General features: G+C 62.7%; 21 protein-coding genes and 2 pseudogenes. 14 read left to right on the top strand and 9 right to left on the bottom strand.

Annotated elements, in window-relative coordinates:
• The first annotated feature begins 61 nt into the window (after positions 1-61).
• The 5 genes from IPF36_RS18490 to IPF36_RS18470 all read left to right on the top strand — a co-directional run bounded on the left by IPF36_RS18490 (position 62) and on the right by IPF36_RS18470 (position 4,993).
• Positions 62-1,312: an MFS transporter gene (locus IPF36_RS18490; protein WP_133098020.1), complete on the top strand. Its 1,251-nt coding sequence runs from the start codon at positions 62-64 to the stop codon at positions 1,310-1,312.
• Positions 1,309-2,064 (top strand): sulfite exporter TauE/SafE family protein, encoded by a 756-nt coding sequence (locus tag IPF36_RS18485; RefSeq protein ID WP_133098021.1) that lies wholly within the window; start codon positions 1,309-1,311, stop codon positions 2,062-2,064. Before IPF36_RS18490 ends, IPF36_RS18485 begins: the two co-directional genes overlap by 4 nt.
• Positions 2,065-2,102: 38 nt before the next feature.
• Entirely contained in the window at positions 2,103-3,566 is a 1,464-nt protein-coding gene (locus IPF36_RS18480) for an amidohydrolase family protein (protein ID WP_243737074.1), read from the top strand.
• Positions 3,567-3,720: 154 nt separating this feature from the next.
• Positions 3,721-4,356 carry a RidA family protein gene (locus IPF36_RS18475; protein ID WP_255519831.1) on the top strand — a complete coding sequence of 212 codons (636 nt, stop codon included), beginning with the start codon at positions 3,721-3,723 and terminating at the stop codon, positions 4,354-4,356.
• Positions 4,357-4,609: 253 nt separating this feature from the next.
• A complete protein-coding gene (locus tag IPF36_RS18470; protein ID WP_133098023.1) occupies positions 4,610-4,993 on the top strand; it encodes a cytochrome c in 384 nt (127 codons plus the stop codon).
• Positions 4,994-5,438: 445 nt separating this feature from the next.
• Here IPF36_RS18470 and IPF36_RS18465 read toward each other — a convergent pair.
• Positions 5,439-5,776, bottom strand: a pseudogene (locus IPF36_RS18465) (winged helix-turn-helix transcriptional regulator).
• Positions 5,777-5,866: 90 nt separating this feature from the next.
• Here IPF36_RS18465 and IPF36_RS18460 point away from each other — a divergent pair.
• Complete coding sequence (locus IPF36_RS18460; protein WP_133098025.1) at positions 5,867-6,193, top strand: nuclear transport factor 2 family protein; 327 nt, start codon at positions 5,867-5,869, stop codon at positions 6,191-6,193.
• On the top strand, positions 6,193-6,972 hold the full coding sequence (locus IPF36_RS18455) for an SDR family oxidoreductase (RefSeq protein WP_133098026.1): 780 nt from the start codon (positions 6,193-6,195) through the stop codon (positions 6,970-6,972). Before IPF36_RS18460 ends, IPF36_RS18455 begins: the two co-directional genes overlap by 1 nt.
• A gap of 19 nt (positions 6,973-6,991) precedes the next feature.
• Here the strand turns inward: IPF36_RS18455 and IPF36_RS18450 are convergent.
• The 3 genes and pseudogenes from IPF36_RS18450 to IPF36_RS18440 all read right to left on the bottom strand — a co-directional run.
• Positions 6,992-7,217: pseudogene (locus IPF36_RS18450) on the bottom strand (DUF308 domain-containing protein); the annotation flags it as partial.
• 89 nt (positions 7,218-7,306) lie between these two features.
• Complete coding sequence (locus tag IPF36_RS18445) at positions 7,307-8,737, bottom strand: amidase family protein (protein ID WP_135706389.1); 1,431 nt, start codon at positions 8,735-8,737, stop codon at positions 7,307-7,309.
• 76 nt (positions 8,738-8,813) lie between these two features.
• Entirely contained in the window at positions 8,814-9,827 is a 1,014-nt protein-coding gene (locus tag IPF36_RS18440) for a tripartite tricarboxylate transporter substrate binding protein (RefSeq protein ID WP_255519830.1), read from the bottom strand.
• Positions 9,828-10,000: 173 nt separating this feature from the next.
• On the opposite strand from IPF36_RS18440, the gene IPF36_RS18435 reads away from it, so the two are divergent.
• Positions 10,001-10,915, top strand: a complete 915-nt coding sequence (locus IPF36_RS18435; protein WP_133098028.1) for a LysR substrate-binding domain-containing protein — start codon at positions 10,001-10,003, stop codon at positions 10,913-10,915.
• 78 nt (positions 10,916-10,993) lie between these two features.
• Here IPF36_RS18435 and IPF36_RS35105 read toward each other — a convergent pair whose 3' ends face one another.
• A complete protein-coding gene (locus IPF36_RS35105; protein WP_368671173.1) occupies positions 10,994-11,482 on the bottom strand; it encodes a DUF1484 family protein in 489 nt (162 codons plus the stop codon).
• Between the two features lie 163 nt (positions 11,483-11,645).
• Positions 11,646-12,587 carry an AraC family transcriptional regulator gene (locus IPF36_RS18425; RefSeq protein ID WP_133098030.1) on the bottom strand — a complete coding sequence of 314 codons (942 nt, stop codon included), beginning with the start codon at positions 12,585-12,587 and terminating at the stop codon, positions 11,646-11,648.
• Positions 12,588-12,717: 130 nt separating this feature from the next.
• Between IPF36_RS18425 and IPF36_RS18420 the strand changes: the two genes are divergently transcribed.
• The 5 genes from IPF36_RS18420 (at position 12,718) to IPF36_RS18400 (ending at position 16,515) form a co-directional block, all read left to right on the top strand.
• The gene (locus IPF36_RS18420; RefSeq protein WP_195429473.1) at positions 12,718-13,371 is read left to right on the top strand and encodes a cysteine hydrolase; all 654 of its coding nucleotides are present in this window, start codon (positions 12,718-12,720) and stop codon (positions 13,369-13,371) included.
• Between the two features lie 173 nt (positions 13,372-13,544).
• Positions 13,545-13,757 carry a hypothetical protein gene (locus IPF36_RS18415; RefSeq protein WP_368671172.1) on the top strand — a complete coding sequence of 71 codons (213 nt, stop codon included), beginning with the start codon at positions 13,545-13,547 and terminating at the stop codon, positions 13,755-13,757.
• A gap of 195 nt (positions 13,758-13,952) precedes the next feature.
• A complete protein-coding gene (locus tag IPF36_RS18410) occupies positions 13,953-14,777 on the top strand; it encodes an alpha/beta fold hydrolase (RefSeq protein ID WP_133098105.1) in 825 nt (274 codons plus the stop codon).
• A 79-nt stretch (positions 14,778-14,856) separates the two neighbouring features.
• Positions 14,857-15,354: a hypothetical protein gene (locus IPF36_RS18405; RefSeq protein WP_133098032.1), complete on the top strand. Its 498-nt coding sequence runs from the start codon at positions 14,857-14,859 to the stop codon at positions 15,352-15,354.
• Between the two features lie 225 nt (positions 15,355-15,579).
• Entirely contained in the window at positions 15,580-16,515 is a 936-nt protein-coding gene (locus tag IPF36_RS18400; protein WP_195429471.1) for an alpha/beta fold hydrolase, read from the top strand.
• Positions 16,516-16,678: 163 nt separating this feature from the next.
• Here the strand turns inward: IPF36_RS18400 and IPF36_RS18395 are convergent, their stop codons facing one another.
• A complete protein-coding gene (locus IPF36_RS18395; protein ID WP_195429469.1) occupies positions 16,679-18,109 on the bottom strand; it encodes a catalase in 1,431 nt (476 codons plus the stop codon).
• A gap of 134 nt (positions 18,110-18,243) precedes the next feature.
• Positions 18,244-19,074: an alpha/beta fold hydrolase gene (locus tag IPF36_RS18390; RefSeq protein WP_133098035.1), complete on the bottom strand. Its 831-nt coding sequence runs from the start codon at positions 19,072-19,074 to the stop codon at positions 18,244-18,246.
• Between the two features lie 719 nt (positions 19,075-19,793).
• Here IPF36_RS18390 and IPF36_RS18385 point away from each other — a divergent pair.
• Positions 19,794-20,468 carry an isochorismatase family cysteine hydrolase gene (locus tag IPF36_RS18385; protein WP_243737083.1) on the top strand — a complete coding sequence of 225 codons (675 nt, stop codon included), beginning with the start codon at positions 19,794-19,796 and terminating at the stop codon, positions 20,466-20,468.
• Here IPF36_RS18385 and IPF36_RS35100 read toward each other — a convergent pair.
• Complete coding sequence (locus IPF36_RS35100; protein ID WP_133098037.1) at positions 20,389-20,595, bottom strand: integrase core domain-containing protein; 207 nt, start codon at positions 20,593-20,595, stop codon at positions 20,389-20,391. The two genes, IPF36_RS18385 and IPF36_RS35100, sit on opposite strands and share 80 nt — an antisense overlap.
• Between the last annotated feature and the right edge of the window lie 47 nt (positions 20,596-20,642).

Here is a 20,642-nt window from a genome sequence, read left to right as displayed (position 1 = left end):
CGGATCCGTGCATCGCCAGGAACTCGAACAAATCTCTCGCTTGACGAGAAGGAGACAACACGTGAATTCCTCGACTTCGGCCGGCTCGCTGACCGGAGACGTGCGCAGCGATGCGCCCGTCACGGCATTGGAGATCGGCATGTTTCTTGTGCTGCTTGCCTCCTATGCGCTCAACGCGATGGACCGGCAGATCTTTCCGCTGATCGCCGCAGATGTGCGAAGGGAGTTTGGGTTCGGCCTCGCCGACACCGGCCTGCTTTCGACCATCTTTACGCTCGGCATGGCACTAGCCGGGGTGCCCACAGGCTACCTGCTGGCGCGGTGGTCGCGCAAGGCCGTGCTCCAGATTGGCATCGCGATTTTCTCGCTTGGCACGCTGTTGACTGCCTACTCGAGCGGCTTCGCCGACATGATCCTCTACCGCGCCGCTACTGGCATCGGCGAAGCGATGCAGCTGACTGTGGTGATCGCCATCGCGGCCAGCTATTTCGCTCGCTTCCGCGCGACCGCCGTTGGGGCCATCAACTTCTCCTTCGGTGTCGGCGCCATCGTGGGACCGCTGCTCGGTGGGCACCTGATCGGCATCGAGCGCAACTGGCGCTTGCCGCTGGTGGTGTTTGGCCTGACCGGATTTGTCGCCATGGCGCTGATCGCGGCTACCGTGAGCAAGCGCATGACAGAAAAGGCCAGCGCGATCGCCACGCACATCGACACGCGCGGTGCAACCACGATGTGGAACCGCAACACGGCTCTCTTGACTGTGATGAGCATCATTGGCGGGTTATGCATCTATGGCTACCTCGGCATGTACCCCACGTTCCTGCGCGAGCATCTGCACTACACGCCGGCGGACACTGGTCGCGTCATGAGTATCTTCGGGTGCGGCGTGTTCGCCTCTATCTTTGGCGGCTGGCTTGGCGACCGCTTCCACCCCAAGCTTGTGTTGTCGCTGAGCTTTGCGGGGACCGGGCTGCTCGGCTTCCTTCTGTTCTCGGGGCCGACGGGCATGTTGGTCCAATCGGTGCTGTCATTCGTGTGGGGGCTGGTGGTGAGTGGCGTGCTGTACGTGAACCTGGCCGGCTACCATATCAAGTCCGTGCGCTCTTCGCTCACGAATCGGGCCACGGGTGTCTTTGTCACGACGCTCTACGGCGCGGGCGCTTTCGCGGGCTACATCATCGGCGGCATCGCGGCGCGCTTTGGCTGGAGCACCGCCGGCTTTGCGCAGATCACCTTGTTATCGGTCTTCGGAATAGTACTCACCCTGCTACTGCGGACCGACCGGATGTCCTTGCCTGTGCGTAAGCCATGACGCCGGCCGAACGGGTGCTGCTCGGTGGCGCTGCGACTTTCGCCGGGACGCGAAATGCGGTGGCAGGCGGCGGTAGTTTCCTGACACTGCCGGCCTTGGCGATGGTGGGCGTGCCGCTGGTATCTGCCAACGCCACCGGGACCGCCGCGCTCCTGCCTGGCTATATGGCGGGTGCCTGGGCACAGCGCAAGGATCTGTCGGCGCCGATGGCACCCTCGCTTCTTCGGCTAAGCGTACTGTCGGTGCTGGGCGGTGCGGCAGGCGCTACGTTGCTGCTGTCGACCTCGAACACCGACTTCGGGCGCATTGTGCCATGGTTGCTGTTAGCCGCGACCCTTCTCTTTGCCTGTGGGCCAAGGCTTCTGCGCAAAGGAGCCGTCGCGTCGCAGTCCCCCAGTGAATGGATCACGGACATCAGCATCGCTGCGGTCGCGCTCTACGGTGGCTATTTCAACGGCGGTCTCGGCATCTTGCTGCTGGCGGTTCTCGGGGCGCTTGGGCACACCGACATGAGCCGGATGAACGGCATCAAGAACTTCGTCTCCGTGATCCTGACGCTGATGGCAGTCGTTATCTATGGGGCCAGCGGTGCCATCGCTTGGACGCATGCACTATGGATGGCGATAGGCGCAACGGCCGGCGGATACTTCGGCGGCGTCCTCGCTCGGCGACTGAAGCCGGCACTTGTGCGCGGCTTCGTCGTCATGACAGGGCTGGCAATGACGACAGCATTTTTTCTCAAGACGAACTGACCGCACCTCTCGCAAACCAGATTGTATCGGATAGAGATATGAGAACAACCAGAAGAGAATTCACTAAGGCCGCCGGCGCATTGATGGTCGCGGCAACCGGGATCCCATCGCTTGTCGCTCCGGCATCGGCTTCGGCGCGGGGCGGCACGCCATCCGCAGCGACCGGAGTCCGTCGAGGCACCTACCTAATCAAAAATGGCATGGTCATCACGGTCGACCGGACGCATGGTGTTTTGCCGCGCGCCGACATACTGATTCGCAACGGCGTGATCGATAAGATCGGTCGGGGTCTGAGCGCATCCGGCGCGCAGACGATCGATGCCACTGACATGATCGTCATGCCCGGCTTCGTCAACTCTCACTACCATATGTGGAGCGCGATCGGACGCAGCTTCACTGCGCGGAACGGCGGCTTCTCCTACTACCCGGCCAAGAGCGCCACATCCGCCTTGTACACGCCCGAGGACTTCTACAACAGCGTGCTCCTGGCGTGCGCCGAACTAGCGAACGGCGGGACCACTACCGTGCACAACTGGTCGCATAACACCCGCTCCGCGGCTCATGCGGATGCCGAACTTCGCGCGCACCAGCACTCTCTGCTGAGGGCCCGTTACTCGTACGGCCACATTGACAAGCTCCCGGTAGACGAGGTGAACAGGTTCGGCGACCTTGCGCGCATCCAGCGCAAATGGTTCGGTGCAAACTCCCCATTCGAAGGTTTGGTGCACCTGGGACTGAATCTGCGTGGTCCGCAACAGAGCACCGATGATGTCTTTCACGAGGAAATGAAGTTCGTCAAGAAGAGTGGGCTTCCCGTAGCGATCCACGCGCCGCAGGAGTCGCCCAACAATGTCGATGCTGTCGACTACGAGAGGCGCGGTTACCTCGGCCCCGATTTCATGATCGCGCATTACGTCCCGGCGACGACCGAGGACTTGATGGCGATGGCGCGCACGAAGACACCGCTCTCCTTTGCGACACATTCCGAGCTCCGGCTCAGCAGCACAGGCGATGCCCGGGCTGCGCTGTTCGCGATGCGTGCCGCGGGGCTGACTATCTCATTATCAAGCGACGCGACGTCTATTGCCCCACCGGACATGTTCGAAATGATGCGTTTCACCTGGAACCTCGGGGTGCCCTGGGTTGGCACCCCGAGCGAGCGGGCAAGGGCGGTCAGCGTGCAAGAGGTAATCGAGATGGCGACGATCAATGGAGCCATCGCGATGGGGGTCGGCGACATCACTGGATCGATCACTGAAGGCAAGCGCGCAGACATCATTCTGGTGCGGGCCAAGGATCTGAACATCTGGCCAATAGGCAATATCGAAACGGCGATTGTGCAGAGCGGCAGCGCTAGCAACGTCGACACGGTGTTAGTCGATGGCCGAATAATAAAGAGAAGCGGTCGCTTGCTAGCCTACAACGTGGACAGCATTGTTCGCGGTGCTCAGCAGTCCTCCAACCGGATTCTCAATGCGGCTGATGAGATGATGAAGTTATGAGTATTCTAAAGAGTGAGTGGACCCAACGCCGCCTTCTGTTCGAGATGAAATGCACACCGAACTCCCTCCGTGGACCAGACAGCGGGAGTCATTTGTCCGCCCAAGGGGCGACCACTCGATTTAGTCGAGACGAACGCGAATACGTTCTTCGCATATGCGTTCTTCGTTTTGTACGGTCCGGCAAGGCAACGCCGCGTTGTCCGGACCTTCATCCTTTACTTCCCAGGCCCTGCCCATGCGCACAGCACGCTTGCTATCAAGTAGTTCTATCGCGGCCCTTGCCACCCTCGTTGTGCCGGCGCTCTGCATCGCCAATGCCAACGCCGCCGAGCAGATCGTCAGGCATCGCAACCCGGCGCACATGACCGAACCGTGGGCGCGTGAGTTCGCGGAGGTGATTGAGATTCCCGCCAATGCGCAGCTGCTTGTGCTCAGCGGCGTGGGGCCCGCGGTGGCGAATGCCTCGGCGCCGCCCGATACCGCGGCCTCCTATGGCGACACCGCAACCCAGACTCGCAGCGTGCTTGGCCAGATCGAGCGCATCCTCCAGGATCGCGGCTATCGCATGGGCGACATCGTCTCCATGCAGGCGTTGATTGTGGCAGACCCGGCCACGGGCAAGCCAGACTTTACCGGCTTCTCGAGCGCCTATAAGCAATACTTCGGAACAGACAAGCAGCCCAACGTGCCGGTGCGCACGCGAGCCGAAGTCTTGCGGCTGGTGCCGCCAGGATGGCTAGTCGAAGTCACCGTCATGGCGAGCCGTGTGCCGTCGCGGCGGGCACGGTAGAAGACATAGGCTAACTAGCGGTGCCGCAACCGGGAGGGCGGAGCTTGAGTTGGCCGGGCGCAGATAGTGGGACAGCGCACCTAACTCTCGGTGGAACATGACTGAGTGCGCCGAGCCGCCGCCTGCGAGGCGGGTTGCCCAGGAATCGGCTTGGCGGCCCGACGAGCTGTCGCGTGTCGTGGCCCTCATGTGTTGCAGTGGTGCTCCCCGGTATTTGCTCGCGATTATGATCTGATTTATACAATAAGGCTAAATGAAAGTAAGAGAGTTATGTATCGCTTCGCTAGGAGTTGTAGTGCTAACTCAAACATCACTATCCTGGGCGCAAAGTTTTAATGGGAAAAATCTCTTTACGCAGAGATGTGCCATGTGCCATGGAGCAGACCTCAAAGGCACAGGGCCATTGGCCAAGAAAAGCACTCCTCCCACACCTGATCTGACAACCGCCGCTTTCAAAAGACGACTCAATGATTATCCTGGTGTTATTGTTTCATCGGTGATACTTCGTCCAAATGGAGACTTGATTCCAAGAACTTTGCAAGAGAATGGTGTAAGACTGGCGCCGCACTCTTGGACTGTTCAAGATTTTCGAGATTTAAATAAATACATGAGTGGTGTGATTTCAAATAGCCGATGATCTTGAGGTACAAGCCGACACGAAAGTTCGATGATCGCGGCCACTTATCCTTGGGGCCGGCCGTTAGCCAGACGACATTCGTCTGGCGTGAAGGGCAGCCAGATTCAAAGTGACTGCTCTGGATTTGAACCGTCGTCTGTGCCGGTTCGTAGGCAGTTCAACTATGGATTGCGCGTTGACTGACTGTCTGCAAGGGGCCAACTCAGCGGTCGGTCGCCGGAAGGTTGGGCGGCCGAGAATGGCGGGACTTAGCCATCGGGCGGGTCAGGTGCAAGGGGCGTGGTAACAGGGCCGCTTCCGACCCAGTGCTGCCCCTGAAATAGGATTGACGACCGTCAGGTTCCGGCCCGACATGAGACGATCGCGGATGAGGCCACGTCGATGACTTGCGAAATCGGAGTTCTGGATGACAGGCTTCTTCTCACGCACGCAAGCTCGGCGCAGCCTACGGAAAGTCTTCACGGCGCTCCGCCCATGTCAGGATCGCATCCAGTGCCGGACACAACGCCTGGCCCCAATCAGTCAGGCGGTAGTCCACCTTCGGCGGCACCTGATGATAGACCGTACGCATCACGATGCCGTCCGCTTCGAGGCGGCGTAGCTGCTGGGCAAGCATCTTCTGTGTGATGCCGGGGATCAGTCTCTCGAGGTCCGAAAAGCGCTGTACCTGACCACCGAAAAGGTGAAACAAGATACCAGCTTCCAGCGGCCTTCCAGCAGTTTGAATGCGGCTTCAACATCGATTGCGGCAGTCGCGGGAGTGTAGTTTTTTCGGTTAGCCAAGGGTTACTTACTTTCTTGTGCGTTCTTGCGATACGGTAACTGTAGCGCCATGATTGGGGCATGAAAACCTTCACGTTGAGGTGAACCCCGATGAACATGATGCTGCCCCCGCCACTGGATGCCTATCTACTCGCGGAAACCGTCACCGACTCCGCCCCTCTCTCGAACTGCTTTGCCGCCGATGCCGTCGTGCGGGACGAAGGCCGCACGATCAAGGGGCTGGAAGCCATCCAGGCCTGGAAGAAGGACAGCAAATCCAGGTACCAGTACAGCATTGAGCCGTTGGACGTATCCCAGGACGGCGCCACTGTGACGATGCACGCACGGCTCACGGGCACCTTTCCCGGTAGCCCAGTCGTGCTGACATATACGTTCGTCCTGGCTGGCGGCAGGATTGCGTCGCTGGAGATTCGCTAATGAACTCCGCACCCGAACTTCTGGGGCTTCGGGCGCTCGTTACGGGCGGAACCAAAGGCGTCGGCAAGGCCGTTGTCGCACGCCTTTGCGAGGCAGGTGCGAACGTTCTGACGACTGCGCGTTCCCGTCCCGATGAACTTGCCGAAGAACGGTTCATCGGGGCGGACATCACAACGGCCGAGGGCTGTAACGCCATCGTCGACGCAGTGCACGAGCGGTTCGGTGGCGTCGATATAGTCGTGCACGTCGTGGGCGGATCATCTGCACCGGCCGGTGGCTTCAGCGTGCTAGATGACGATGAATGGAACAAGGCATTGAGCCTGAACCTATTCCCGGCAGTGCGCATCGATCGCGCGCTGTTGCCCTCGATGGTCGAGCAGCGTTCGGGCGTCATTATCCACGTCACGTCGATCCAGCGGCAATTACCGTTGCCGCAGGCGACGATTGCCTATGCCGCCGCCAAGGCTGCCCTGTCAAACTACAGCAAAGCCTTGTCCAAGGAGGTCAGTCCGAAGGGCGTTCGCGTCGTGCGTGTCTCCCCGGGCTGGGTCGAGACGGATGCCGCCGCAGGTCTCGTTGCCGAGATCGCCCGACAAGGCGGCATCGACACGGAAGGCGCCCGCAAGATCATCATGGATTCGCTCGGCGGCATTCCTCTTGGCCGGCCATGCTCACCCCGGGAAGTGGCAGAACTCATTGGTTTCCTCGTCTCTGGCCGCGCCAGTGCCATCACCGGCACTGAGTACGTCATCGACGGAGGAACTGTTCCGACTGCGTGATCTGAGCCGCTTGCCCGGCCAGCCCCGGCGTCCACGCCATCGTCGCCGCACGCTTGCGTAAGTGCGCAGCTACCCAGAGGTCAGTCGTCCAGCAGGCGGAACAGTGGCCACCAGCCGATGAGGCATGCCCACACGCGCGCGGCGCCGCCTTCCAGCGCGGCGTCGAGCGCGTGCGCCACAGTGCTGGAGCAGTTGCGGTGCATGAGGTTGTAGGTGGCATTCTGGCGACACTCGTCCCAGAATGCACGCTCACGGCAGGGCCCAGCGCCCGGTCACCGCTGCGCCGCATGCCCATAAGCTTCCGATGCGGCTCGAACACGGGGCGCTCCCTCAGTCAGGACCGGTTAGCCCGCATCTCGGCCAGCCCCGACCAGCCGGCGCACCGTTCGATGGCCTCGCCAGCCGCCAGGCAAAGCGCCTCCTGGAAGCGCCCCGCCACCAATTGCACACCCATCGGCGTGCTGCCTGCCATGCCGGTCGGCACCGACAAGCCCGGCAGTCCGAGCATGGCCGGCGCCAGCAGCGGGCTTTGCGCGTCCAGGATCTCGCGCATGGCGGCATCGCCCTGCTGGTCCGCGTCGACCGCAAACGGGCGCTGCCATGAAACCGGCATCAGCAGCAGCGGATATTGCGCAAGAAAGAGCTGCCAGTCGCGTAGCAGGTTGGAGCGCAGGGCCAGGGCGTCCATATAGCCCACGAGATCCAGATCCGGGGCCAGCCGGTACATGCTGCCGAAGGCGCGGCGGATTGCGTCATCGCCGTCGGTCTCTACGGCTTGCCGTACGCTGGCTTTGGTCTCGTTCATGGTGAGTGCCAGCCACAGCTCCGCTGCCTCGGTGAAGCGCGGCGGTGCGGCTTCCTCGACCGTATAGCCGGCCTGTTCCAACCATCGTGCCGCCTGCGCGACCGCAGCGACAACCTCGGGGTCGGCGCGGTAGCCCGGCAGCGAGGTACATACGGCCACTCTTGTACCAGGCTTGTAGGCATTGGCCGGCTGGGCAGCATCCAGCGGCGCGGGCGTCCACCACGGATCCCTGGCATCGGCCGCGGACATCGCCGCCAGCGCCAGGCGCAGGTCCGCCACGCTGCGCGCGAGCGGCCCCTGCACCGAGGTCATGTGCATGCCGATGGTGCGCTCCCGCGACTGGGACGGATTGAACGCCGGCACCCGACCGAAGCTCGGCCGCAGGCCTGCCACGCCGCAGGCATAGGCCGGATAGCGGATCGACCCGCCCTGGTCGTTGCCGTGCGCCAGCGGGCCGATGCCGGCCGCAACCGCTGCCGCCGCGCCGCCGCTGGAGCCACCGGGTGTACGCGTGGCGTCGTAGGGATTGAGCGTGCGGCCGTGCGGGGCGTTGTCGGTGAACCAGCGCATCGAGAACGCCGGCGTATTGTTGCGGCCGATGATGATGGCGCCCGCCTTGCGCAGGTTGGCGACCGCTGGGCTGTCGGCAGTGGCCACGGTGCTGCGGTAGGCCGCTACGCCATTGGTAGTGGCGCGCCCCGCCTGGTCCACGTTCACCTTGATCGTCACGGGCACGCCGTGTAGCGGGCCCACCGGCTCGCCGCGTGCCAGCATGGCATCGGCTTCGGCGGCAGTGTGCAGGGCCTCGTCGGCCAGCACCTCGACCACCGCGTTGAGGCGGGGGTTGACGTCGTCCAGCCGGGCCAGGCAGCTTGCCGCCGCCTCGCGGCACGAGATTTCCCGGGAGGCGATATGCCGCGCGAGATCGACGGCGCTCAGGCGCCACAGTTCGTTGCTCATGGATGGTCCGTTGTGGTTGTGGATGCGATGCAATCGGTGATGCGCACGGCTGCCCGGCGCGGCGGCAAGCGCGCGATCAGTCGGCCTTGATGCCGGCGCGCCTGACGGTGGCGCCCCAGCGGGGCACCTCGCTGCGGATCAGGCTGGCAAACGCCTCGGGCGTGGAGGGCATGGCCTCGATCGACAGCGCGGCATTCGCCTTGACCACGGCGGGATCTGCCAGGGCCTTGTTGAGCGCAGCGTTGAGTTTGCGGATGACGGGCATGGGCGTACCCGCCGGCGCTACCAGCCCGCCCCAGGCCACCACCTCGAAGCCCTTGATGCCGCTCTCGTCCACGGTGGGCACCTGCGGCAGCACCGGCACGCGCTGCAGGCTGGTCACGGCCAGCGCCTTGATCTGCTTGCCGGCAATGAACTGCTGGATGCCCGAGACGTTGTCGAACATCACATCGACCTGGCCGTTGACCATGTCGCCCAGCGCCTGCGCGCCGCTCTTGTAGGGCACATGCATCATCCTGATGCCGGTGCTGCCCTGTACCAGCTCACCCGCCAGGTGAGCGCCCGAGCCGATGCCCAGCGACCCCATCACCACCTTGCCGGGGTGCTGCTTCGCGTACGCGACCAGCTCGGCAAGGTTGTTGGCCGGCAGGTCCTTGCGCGCCACCAGCACATAGGCGTTGCCAATTGCCAGACCAATCGGCGCGAGATCCTTTTCCGGGTCGTAGGGCAGCCTGGTGTAGAAGGTGCGGTTGACGGCCAGCGTGACCATATTGCCGTAGCCGATGGTGTAGCCGTCGGCGGCGGAGGTGGCCACCAGTTGGGTCCCGACGATGCCGCCGGCGCTGGGCCGGTTGTCGATCACCACCGGCTTGCCCAGTTCGCGGCCCATCGCCTCTGCGATCGGGCGCAGCGCCACGTCCACGCCCGCACCGGCCGCATAGGGCACCACCATCTTGAGTGGCCGCTCCGGCCACTCGGCCCGCGCCAGCAGTGGCGCGGTGCATAGGGCTGTTATCGCCAGGGCGGCCATTGCCCGCACGGCGAAACGGGTGACGACCGGTCGTTCTGTCGGGGTGCGCGTCTTCTCCATGTGTCTCCTCGCTGTTTTCTTTGCATTGGCATGGGGTTCGCAACAAGGCTACGCAGATAGAATGAAAGCCAAAAGACGCTAAATTCTTTGTGATGACAACTCAGGGTTGTCGTCATTATCGCCAGCAAGCGCAAGACATCCCGGCCCATGGACCGGGAAGCGAGGGAGACAACGTGAAGGACCATCACCTGAAGGCCTGGCTGAGCCTGGTGGAGACCGGCAGCATCCGCGGCGCGGCACGCGGCCTGCACCTGAGTCAAGCCGCCATTACCAAGGCCATCCGCGAACTGGAACAGGACCTGGATGCGCCGCTGATTGTGCGCAGCTCGCGCGGCGTGACGCTGACCGAATGCGGCCACCAGCTCACCCTGCGGGCGCGGCTGGCGCAGGCGCAGCTTGCACTGGCACGGCAGGACATCCGCCAGTTGCAGGGCGGCAAGCAGGCGCACGTATCGGTAGCGGTCACGCCGATGGTCTTCCTGAGCCTGCTGCCCGACGTAATCCGCGCCTTCCGCAAGCGCATGCCGCTGGCCGAGCTCACGCTGGAAGAAGGCATGATGCCGCTGGTGCTGCCCGCACTGCGCGACGGCACCGTCGACTTTGCCGTCGCCGCGCCGGGACAGCAGGCCATTGGCAGCGAGTTCGTCTTCGAGCCGCTGCAGACGCTGGAGATCATGGTCGCCTGCCGCCGTGGCCATCCGCTGGAACACGCGACCGAGTGGGAACAACTGCTTGAATGCGAATGGCTGATGCATCTGTCGCCAGGCAGTCACCACACCTATATGCTCGACCAGTTGCGGGAGGCTGGTATTCCCGTGCCGGCACGGATCATCAAGGCCAATACCTTTGGCGTGAGCTGGAACCTGATGACGCGCAGCGATGCGCTGCTTTCATGTCCGGCCGGGCTGCTCGGCGTGGAACCGTATGCGCAGCAGGTTAGCCGGGTCCCGTTGCGGATGCCGTTGCCGCCGATCACGCTGGGGATTCTGACGCTGCGGGATACGCCGCTGTCGTTGGCGGCGGAGACTATGGCGGAATTGTTCAGGAGGGAAATTGCGGTGAATGGAGAGAAGCTGGCGACGGGATGACGGGTTCAGGACTCGGCTGCAACAGCATCGAGCGAACCATCGGCAGTGCGGATTGTGCCGACGGTTCGAGCTGCCAAATCAGTCAGCGAAGCAAACTTTGGCTGAGAGCTGATCGAGCTGGGATTTGACCGTTAACAGCAGGCAGTGGGTGCCGTGGATTTCTTCCGAGTGATCGCTTTGGGATTCCAGAAGGAAGAGGATGCCGGAGAGGCTGGCGCTGAGGTGGTGCAGGGCTGATGGAGGGCGTCGATAGGATGTTTCGCACTGTGCAATTTGCGAATGAAGTCCCAAGAGTGGAAGGCGCACCTCTCCGCTAGCGGATCTTGATAGCTTCCGGGCGCAAGACCGGCTTATCGCCAGAGAATGGTGACTGTAGAGCGCCACGAAGAGCCGTATGGCAATCAGTCGCGAAGAATTGGCATATGGCGGCTTCCGACCCTTCTGAGCCGTTCGACTCCTCCACAACTCGGTGGCGGCTATCCGAGTCCAACAGTCATCCGCTTCCACTGTCGCTTTGGCAGTTGATCGGCCGACGCGGGCGATCGCTTGTCGACGGCTGTTCCGCATAGCCAATCCAGAGCATGATAAAGGGATCGCCGTTGTCCAGGCCCACGGTCCGCTCTATGTCAGGTTCGCCATATACCACGGCGTATTGGAGACGTTTGCGCCTGCTATCTCGCATTGCAGTCGCCCGTCCGCTGGTGCCCCCAACCTATCCACATTCTCCCCCTCATCCACGCCGGCGCTGTCGAAGCGTCTGCGATGGGAGAACGCCAAAGTGGGCGCGATAGAGCGCGGCGAACCGGCCAAAGTCCCAGACACCAAATCGTCCGCAGATCGCGGATACCGTATCGCCCGGCCTCGCATTGCAGAGGGCTGCGCGAATGGCATGCATGCGGTACAGCGCTAGGTAGCGATGCGGTCCCATGCCAAGGTATCGATGAAACACGTTGCGAACCGTGCGTTCGGATGCATCGGCAGCCGCGCAGAGGTCGTCCACAAGGACCGTCGTTTCCCCCACGCACTTGAGGTAGCCCAGCGCCCTGCTCAGGATCTGACGATGACGTGGCTTGAGCCGGAGATGGGTCGCGCCATCGTCGACCGTCAGCACGGCGCGAAACACGAGGTTGATCAGTTCGGCGCGAGCCGTGAGCGTGGCGGCCGGATGGCGCAATTGGTCAGGGTCGTCGCGCTCGACGCGCAAGATGCGCCGAATCGTTGCCAGCAGTTGCGGCACGCCGTTTCGACCGGTGCAGACCAGATTGTTGGAGAGCAGCGTGGCGTCAAACTCGTCGACGTGCGTGTGGACCCAGTGCAGGACCAATGGCGCCGATATCGCCACCGTCAGCCAGCTTGCCGCCCGCTCCGCAACGATGTGGAACATCTGGTCGGGCGCCATCCAGCCGACCGTGCGCTCGTCGAAGGCATGGCCATCGACAATGGTGCATTGTTGTGCACTCAACGGCACGAAGATATTGAAGTAGTCGGGCATGCCGATACCCGAATAGGCCGTGGAGGCGCCCTCCCGGCCCATCATGATCGCCACGCCATCGAGGTCGATCACCTTGAGCTGCCAGTCTCGCTGCGGCCGGGACCGCAAGACATACCTTCCCTGGACGCCGTAAAGCGCCGCCTCGAATTCGTCGAACTCCGGGCAGACCAGCTTCGTCAATGGATTGCTCCCTGGGCGGCCCTTCACGGCGGGTTGCCATGCAAGTCCAGGCGACATTTGCCGATTTTACGTAGCCGGGGACCAAGGTTTCAAGAAATGATTAGCAGCAAATGGATGCGAAGGGGAGACCATGACGGAATCAAGCCAACCAGGGACGTATCCCGCGGCTTCCACAGGATTGCTGCTTGTGGATCCCTACAACGATTTCCTCAGTGAGGGCGGCAAGCTCAACGGCCGGGCAAAGCCGGTAGCCGACCAGGTCGGCACACTGGCCAACCTGAAAAGGACGGTAACCATCGTCCGCGCAAGGGGCATCCAGGTGTTCTATGTGCCACATCATCGCGCGAGGTCTGGTGACTTCTCCACGTGGAGGCATCCCAGCCCATACCAGTTGGGCGCCAGCCGTGCGCAGGTTTTTGCCGTGGGAAGCTGGGGAGGCCAGTGGCATCCGGATTTCGAGCCCCTTCCCGGAGACATCATCATTCACGAACATTGGGGCGGCAGCGGCTTTGCCAACACCGACCTTGACTTGCAACTTAAGCAGCATGGTATCCAGAAGGTCATTCTGGTCGGGATGCTGGCCAATACCTGCATCGAGGCGACAGGACGCTTTGCGACGGAACTCGGCTATCACGTGACGCTGGTGCGCGATGCCACGGCAGCGTTCTCGGCGGAGGCCATGCATGCCGCGCATGAGATCAACGGACCAACGTTCGCCCACGCCATCGTCACGACCGCGGAGTTGTGTTCGGCGCTGGGTGGCGCGGGCGGCGTGCCACGGTAAGCAATCCTGAGATCGCCGCTTGCGGGGGAGCGCCGATTTTCTCCCTAACCTCCGGGAAGGTGCCTCCTGCACCGATCGCCGGAGCGACAGAAGACGTTCATAGCGAGGAATACTATGTCCAGGCGCGCACTTATCGTCATCGATATTCAGAACGACTACTTCCCGGGTGGCCGGTGGACGCTCTCGCAGATGGATCGGGCGGCCGACAACGCGGCTGCACTGATCGCGGCGATGCGCATGACGCATGCGCGTCGCGCGATCTGGAGTTCGAAGGCGTCGAGGTGCCGGCCGCGCAGGCCCACGCGGCCTTCATGGCCGCGCTCAGGTTTGCCTATGCCCGCGTCATCTCGACAAGGGAATGGCTGGATGAGCAGCACCCTCGATAGGGGACCGTACTGACCGGACGCAAGGGGAAGCGCAAAATGAACGACGAAAATGGGTCGGTGATGACAGCGACGCGCCGTGGCGTCCTGAAGGCCGTCGCGTCAGTGGCGGCATTGTTCACGATGTCTCGACCGGCGGACGCCGCCACCAACGCGACCGCCCCGGCGAGCAGGGGCAAACAACAAGGAGGGAATGCCATGCAAACAGTCAGGACGAAGGATGGTGTCGACATCTTTTACAAGGACTGGGGCAGTGGCCAGCCCATCGTCTTTTCCCACGGATGGCCGCTGAGCGCGGACGACTGGGACGCGCAGATGATGTTTTTCCTGAACCATGGATTCCGTGTAATTGCGCATGACCGGCGTGGCCACGGCCGGTCCACGCAGATCGCCAGCGGCCACGACATGAATCACTATGCCGACGACCTGGCAATGCTGACTGCCCATCTGGACCTGAAAAACGCCATTCACATTGGCCACTCCACCGGCGGCGGTGAAGTCGTGCGCTATCTAGCGCGACACGGCGATAGCCGCGTGGCGAAGGCAGTCCTGATCGCCGCTGTGCCGCCGTTGATGGTGAAGACGCAAGCCAATCCGGGCGGATTGCCAAAGGAAGTCTTCGACGGCTTCCAGGCGCAGGTTGCAAACAACCGGGCACAGTTCTACCGCGATATCCCTGCTGGTCCCTTCTATGGCTTCAACCGGCCGGGCATCAAGCCGGACGAAGGGGTGATTGGAAACTGGTGGCGCCAGGGCATGCAGGGTGGCGCCAAGGCGCACTACGACGGCATCGTCGCCTTTTCACAGACCGATTTCACGGAGGACCTGAAGAAGATCACTGTGCCGACGCTGGTAATGCATGGCGACGACGACCAGATTGTGCCCTATGCCGACTCCGCACCCCTTTCGGCAAAGCTGTTGCGCAATGGCATCCTGAAGACATACAAGGGATTCCCACATGGCATGCCTACCACGCATGCCGAGACGATTAACGCCGACCTGTTGGCTTTCGTTCGCTCCTGATTATTCCCCCCGCTCGCGCAGACGTGCTGCCGATACGGATTCTCCACGGCGTCTAAGCAGGCGAACCCGGAGTGCCATCATGCTCAACCTCAGTCCGCTCGGAATACTCCACACCTCGATTGCCCTGGTGGCAGTGGCGTGTGGTCTGGTGGCGTTGTTTAAGCACGGCGAAATCGAGATGAGGACGCGATCCGGCCGGCTCTATATATGGCTGACGGCAGCGACGGCATTCACCGGGCTCTTTATTTTCCGCCATGGCGGATTCGGGCCGCCCCATGCACTGTCAATCCTGACGTTGGCAGTGCTCGCCATTGCCAGTGCCTGCGAGCGACATAGGGAAGCGGGCGTAGCACGCTACCTGGCCGTACTGGGCTACTCGCTTACGCTGTTCTTCCATCTGATCCCAGGATTGACGGAGACCGGCACGCGCATCCCGATCGGCAATCCGGCCTTCAGCGGTCCGGAAGATCCGACACTGAAGGCGATGGTTGGCATCGGCTTCCTCGTCTATCTGACTGGCGCGACGGTCCAGGCGATGCGTATCCGCCGCTCCCACCGACTGACGGTCACCCCCTGAATCTCTGTTGCCCTTGTGATGAGCCAGCCAGAACAAGGACAGCCGAGGCTATTCGCCCAACCGATTCCGAAAGGATTTCTGGCCGACGTATTAGCGCTGTTTCCCAACGCCGGATTCCACCGCTGTCTTCTTGACTGACATGCCGGCACGCCGTCCTGCACCCGCTCAAGCCACTCCCAATGATCCGGTGGTGAGATAGCCACCAACTTTCCAGGAGATGCAGTCATGAAGCGTTTGTTCGCCCAACGCATGCCGGCCTTCGGTGTTCTCCCCACTGCGGGCCACGCGGCTGCCGCCGATGCCGCGGTCTCCGCGGGGACCGCCCCGACGTCCTACGTGACGGTCGAGGGCGACAGGATTGCCTACCGCAAGATCGGGCAGGGACCGACGATCATTCTCGCCAACCGCTTACGGGGGACGCTCGACACATGGGATCCGTTGTTTCTTGACGGACTAGCGTCGCGGTACACCGTCGTCACCGTCGACTATCCCGGCATCGGTTACTCGACTGGCAAACTGCCCGACTCCATGGCATCGGCGTCGAAGTTCATCGATGAGTTCGCCAATGCAATCGAGGCCGATCGTTTCGTCATCCTCGGCTGGTCGTGGGGAGGACTTGTGGCTCAGACCTATCTTCTGGACCACGCGCAACGCGTTACTCAGGCGATCCTCATCGGAACCAACCCACCCGGACATAACGAGATCCCACTGCAGCAGGTGTTTCTCGATCGTGCATTCAAGCCTGTGAACGATCTGGCGGATGAGGAGGTTTTGTTTTTCGAGCCCGCCTCCCAGGCAAGCCGTGCCGAGGCCAAGGCATCTCACGAACGCATCTACGCAAGGGCTGACGTTACCTCCAGGATACCCTCCAGGCCCGACGAGTTGGCGCCGTACTTTACGGCGGCAGAGGGCTTCCACAAGGATGAGGAGCACCGGCGCGATCGCATGGGGCAGGTGAATGTGCCGATCCTGGTAATCGCAGGAGACCACGATACGAGCACCGCTGGGCAGAACTGGTTTCCTTTGATCGGGAAGATGCGACAAGCACAATTCATCTTCTTCTCTGAAGCGGGGCACGCACCACAGCACCAACACCCCGAACTTATTTCCGACTACATTCACGATTTTCTCGTTAGGACTTCTCGCGACGGCGAGAGATGAACTCTGCGCTGGGCGGCCTTCTTCCGCGACAGTCGTCGACCATGGCTGACGTGAGGTCAACTGTCAGTGTCAGGTCGGCCGTAGCGGCCGATCGGATGAAGCCGCTCGCGCGGTAGGAGGCTCAGTTCCAGTGTGGAGGGGTGTTGGAGGTTCCGGTCCCTGACTAGCGGTTCTTCAGCGCCTCGGCAACCCCTGCGCCATAGGCGCGATCGGCCATCGTGCAATTGCGGATATGCCGTTGCTGCACGTCCTCGCTCGCGCCGCCGAGCGCGCGCGCCGTGTTGTCGAAGAGCTGCAGCTTCTGCTCGGGCGACATCAGTCGGAACAGCGCCCCCGGCTGCGAGTAGTAGTCCTCGTCCGCGCGATGGTCCCAGTGCGCGGCTGCGCCCGAGAGCGCCAGCGGCGGCTCCGCCAGCCGCGGGCTGTCGGCCCACTCGCCGCGGCTGTTGGGCACGATGCCGGGCAGCCCGCCCTGGTTGCCGTCCACGCGCATCGCGCCGTCGCGGTGATAGCTGTGCACCGGGCAGCGCGGGGCGTTCACCGGAATCTGGTGCGCGTTCACGCCTAGCCGGTAGCGGACCGCATCGCCGTAGCTGAAGAGCCGCCCCTGCAGCATCTTGTCCGGCGAGAAGCCAATGCCCGGCACGATGTTGGCGGGCGAGAACGCCGCCTGCTCCACATCGGCGAAGTAGTTGTCGGGGTTGCGGTTGAGCTCCAGCACACCCACCTCGATTAGCGGGTAGTCGCCGTGCGGCCAGACCTTGGTGAGGTCGAAGGGATTGAACGGGCAGACCTGCGCCTGCTGCTCGCTCATCACCTGGATGCACAACGTCCAGCGCGGGAAGTCGCCGCCGTCGATCGCCTCGAGCAGGTCGCGCTGCGCGCTCTCGCGGTCGTTGGCGACGATCGCGGCGGCCTGTGCGTCGGTGAGGTTACGGATGCCTTGCCGGCTGCGCAGGTGAAACTTCACCCAGCGCCGCTCGTTGTCCGCGTTGATGAGGCTGAACGTGTGGCTGCCGAAACCGTGCATGTGGCGATAGCCATCGGGCAGGCCGCGATCGCTCATCACGATGGTCACCTGGTGCAGCGCCTCGGGTAGCAGCGTCCAGAAGTCCCAGTTGTTCTGGGCGCTGCGCAGGTTGCTGCGCGGGTCGCGCTTGACTGCGTGGTTCAGGTCGGGAAATCGCAGCGGGTCGCGCAGGAAGAACACGGGCGTGTTGTTGCCCACCAGGTCCCAATTGCCTTCCTCGGTATAGAACTTCACCGCGAAGCCGCGGATGTCTCGCTCGGCATCCGCCGCGCCGCGCTCGCCGGCCACGGTGGAGAAGCGCACGAAGACGTCCGTCTTCTTGCCGACGCCGGAAAAGAGCCTGGCCTTCGAGTACACCGTGATGTCGTGCGTCACCGTGAAGTGGCCGAAAGCGCCGGAGCCCTTGGCGTGCATGCGCCGCTCGGGGATCACCTCGCGGTCGAAGTGGGCGAGCTTCTCGAGCAGCCAGATGTCCTGCAGCAGCGCGGGGCCGCGCGCGCCGGTGGTCTCGATGTTGAAGTTGTCGACAACGGGGGCGCCGTTGGCATGAGTCAGTTTGGTCATGGCAATGTGGGCAAAAAGGGGGGGCAGCGGAGCGTCTTCAGGAGGGAGGACTGGACGTCCAGAGTGGGAGTCGCGTCGATGGCCTCCCCTAAAGGGTCGACCGGCCATCGACGGTGCCGACTGATTCGACGCAATCAGGCCTTGATATAAGCCAGCAGGTCCGCGTTGATGACGTCCGCGTGCGTTGTCGGCATGCCGTGCGGGAAGCCCTTGTAGGTCTTCAGCGTGCCGTTCTTCAGCAGCTTGGCCGACAGCGGCGCGGAATCGGCGTAGGGGACGATCTGGTCGTCGTCGCCGTGCATTACCAGCACCGGCAGTCCGATTTTCTTCAGGTCGTCGGTGAAGTCGGTCTGCGAGAACGCGACGACGCCGTCGTAGTGCGCCTTGGCGCTGCCCATCATCCCCTGGCGCCACCAGTTCTGGATGATGCCTTCCTGCGGCTTCACGCCCGGCCGGTTGAAGCCGTAGAACGGCCCGGCGGGAATATCGCGGTAGAACTGCGCCCGGTTCGTGGCCGTCTGCACTTGCAGGCCGTCGAACACGTCCTTCGGCAGGCCGCCGGGATTCGACGCGGTCTTGACCATCAGCGGCGGCACGGCGTTAATGAGGCAGGCCTTCGCGGCCCGCTTCTCGCCGTGGCGAGCCAGATAGCGCACGACCTCGCCGCCGCCGGTGGAGTGGCCGATGTGGATCGCGCCCTTGAGGTCGAGATGGTTCACGACCGCGGCGAGGTCATCGGCGTAGTGATCCATGTCGTGGCCGTTCCAGACTTGCGCCGAGCGGCCATGCCCGCGCCGATCGTGCGCGACGACACGATAGCCCTTGGAGAGGAAGAACATCATCTGCGCGTCCCAATCGTCGGAGCTCAGAGGCCATCCGTGCGAGAAGACGATCGGAGTGCCATTGGAGGGACCCAAATCCTTGTAGAAGATCTGGACCCCGTCTTTGGTGGTGACATAGCTCATGGGCGGATTTCCTTCCGGAGTTTCAGCGCCATTCGGCGCAGTAGGCGCAGCGTACGCTGCGAATGGCAAAGCCGCTGCTGCTGCAGTGCCTGCCCCAATGACCAACAACTGACGGCGCGTGACTCGAGCGAAGCTAGGCCGTGTTGGCGCGGGATCAATCTTCATGGGTATAGATCTGAGTGGAGACGCGATCAGTCTAGCCATGGACTCCTCGCCGCGCGATATGCATCACGGGCAATTCGATGTTGCCGGATCTTCACCAATGTCGCGGCAACGCATCCGGCGCGTGCCGCTGGGTCGTTCACCGAGCTTAGCCATCCGCGCGACAGGATCTTCAAATGCGCCGGCCCATTCTTGACGGACTCTGGCTGAGCGCGATTGGTACTTCGCGATCAACAGATTTGTCCATACCCAGTCCCTAGTGCAGGCGGGCATTTGCTTCTAGATTTCAACGCATCACGTCAGCATCGATGCATCGGATCGAGACCCTCGCGGCGTGTTCGTTGTCCACCCCAGTCCGAGGAACCAACATGACCCAACGCAGTAACTACCAACAGCAGTCGTCGGAGCCTTTCAAGAACCGTGACTACCGATGCGTTGCTCGCGCCACGCTTCGGTTGACGGCCGCGCTTGCGATGGCCGTTGCAAGCATCGCAACCGCCACGGCACATCCACATCTGGTACAACCGGCGCAGTACACCGATCCGACCGAGCGCGCCATGCCCGTTCCCACGATGACACTCGATCTGGAACGCACCGCCCTGGTTGTGATCGATCCCCAGATCGACTTCATGAGCCCGAAGGGAGCCGCTTGGTCCGCTGTGGGTGAAGCCGTCACCGAGAAACGGCTCGTGCCGAACCTGCTGCGCCTGTTCGAGTCCTCGAAGAGGGCGGGCATCGTCGTCGCGATCTCGCCTCACTACTACTACCCGCACGACCACCAATGGAAGTTCCAGGCCCCCGCCGAGCTCTTCCAGCACAAGATCAAGATCTTCGACAGGCCCAGCGCACTGAGCCTGGATGGGTTCCGCGGTTCGGGCGCGGACTTCATGCCCGAGTTCAAGCGCTACATCGAGGACGGTAAGACGATCGTCGCTTCGCCCCACAAGCTCTACAGCCCGCAGACCAACGATCTCGCGTTCCAGCTTCGCAAGCAGGGGGTCACCAAGATCGTCCTCGCCGGGATGCTGGCCAACCTGTGCGTGGAGTCCCACTTGCGTGAGTTTGCGGAGCAGGGCTTCGAGGTGGCCATTGTGCGTGATGCGGTCGCGGCCCCGAAGCTGCCTGAGGGCGACGGCAATCTCAGCGCGCTGATCAATTTCCGCTACATCGCCAACGCGCTGTGGACGACCGACGAGGTCGTCGCCCGGCTCGCGAAGCCCACCGCGCGGTGACCTGTGATTGCCTCGCCCTCGCATCGGCGGGCGAATTCGGTGGGGTGGCCCAGTCCGGCGCAGAGTGGGGTCGACTCTCGTTGTGGCGGGTCCGCCAGGCAGAGATCTTGGCCCTGGCGTCGTCCACTCCTGGCGCAGCCGCTCATTGAAGCTCTCCGCGCGCGTTGTCAGTCG

Origin of the sequence: Cupriavidus sp. IK-TO18, from assembly GCF_015549295.1 — a bacterium.
GTDB classification, from domain to species: Bacteria; Pseudomonadota; Gammaproteobacteria; order Burkholderiales; family Burkholderiaceae; genus Cupriavidus; species Cupriavidus oxalaticus_A.
Note: the sequence above shows the minus strand (reverse complement) of the source record. Positions and strands in the feature narration are given on the sequence as shown.

What these genes read in the sequence shown, in the direction of transcription:
- IPF36_RS18400 (WP_195429471.1), top strand. Translation starts at nt 15,580, where the DNA reads ATGAAGCGTTTGTTCGCCCAACGCATGCCGGCCTTCGGTGTTCTCCCC.
- IPF36_RS18395 (WP_195429469.1), bottom strand. Translation starts at nt 18,109, where the DNA reads ATGACCAAACTGACTCATGCCAACGGCGCCCCCGTTGTCGACAACTTC.
- IPF36_RS35105 (WP_368671173.1), bottom strand. Translation starts at nt 11,482, where the DNA reads ATGCGGAACAGCCGTCGACAAGCGATCGCCCGCGTCGGCCGATCAACT.
- IPF36_RS18460 (WP_133098025.1), top strand. Translation starts at nt 5,867, where the DNA reads ATGAACATGATGCTGCCCCCGCCACTGGATGCCTATCTACTCGCGGAA.
- IPF36_RS18410 (WP_133098105.1), top strand. Translation starts at nt 13,953, where the DNA reads ATGCAAACAGTCAGGACGAAGGATGGTGTCGACATCTTTTACAAGGAC.
- IPF36_RS18405 (WP_133098032.1), top strand. Translation starts at nt 14,857, where the DNA reads ATGCTCAACCTCAGTCCGCTCGGAATACTCCACACCTCGATTGCCCTG.
- IPF36_RS18390 (WP_133098035.1), bottom strand. Translation starts at nt 19,074, where the DNA reads ATGAGCTATGTCACCACCAAAGACGGGGTCCAGATCTTCTACAAGGAT.
- IPF36_RS18445 (WP_135706389.1), bottom strand. Translation starts at nt 8,737, where the DNA reads ATGAGCAACGAACTGTGGCGCCTGAGCGCCGTCGATCTCGCGCGGCAT.
- IPF36_RS18385 (WP_243737083.1), top strand. Translation starts at nt 19,794, where the DNA reads ATGCCCGTTCCCACGATGACACTCGATCTGGAACGCACCGCCCTGGTT.
- IPF36_RS18420 (WP_195429473.1), top strand. Translation starts at nt 12,718, where the DNA reads ATGACGGAATCAAGCCAACCAGGGACGTATCCCGCGGCTTCCACAGGA.
- IPF36_RS18455 (WP_133098026.1), top strand. Translation starts at nt 6,193, where the DNA reads ATGAACTCCGCACCCGAACTTCTGGGGCTTCGGGCGCTCGTTACGGGC.
- IPF36_RS18440 (WP_255519830.1), bottom strand. Translation starts at nt 9,827, where the DNA reads ATGGAGAAGACGCGCACCCCGACAGAACGACCGGTCGTCACCCGTTTC.
- IPF36_RS18485 (WP_133098021.1), top strand. Translation starts at nt 1,309, where the DNA reads ATGACGCCGGCCGAACGGGTGCTGCTCGGTGGCGCTGCGACTTTCGCC.
- IPF36_RS18475 (WP_255519831.1), top strand. Translation starts at nt 3,721, where the DNA reads ATGCGTTCTTCGTTTTGTACGGTCCGGCAAGGCAACGCCGCGTTGTCC.
- IPF36_RS18480 (WP_243737074.1), top strand. Translation starts at nt 2,103, where the DNA reads ATGAGAACAACCAGAAGAGAATTCACTAAGGCCGCCGGCGCATTGATG.
- IPF36_RS18470 (WP_133098023.1), top strand. Translation starts at nt 4,610, where the DNA reads ATGAAAGTAAGAGAGTTATGTATCGCTTCGCTAGGAGTTGTAGTGCTA.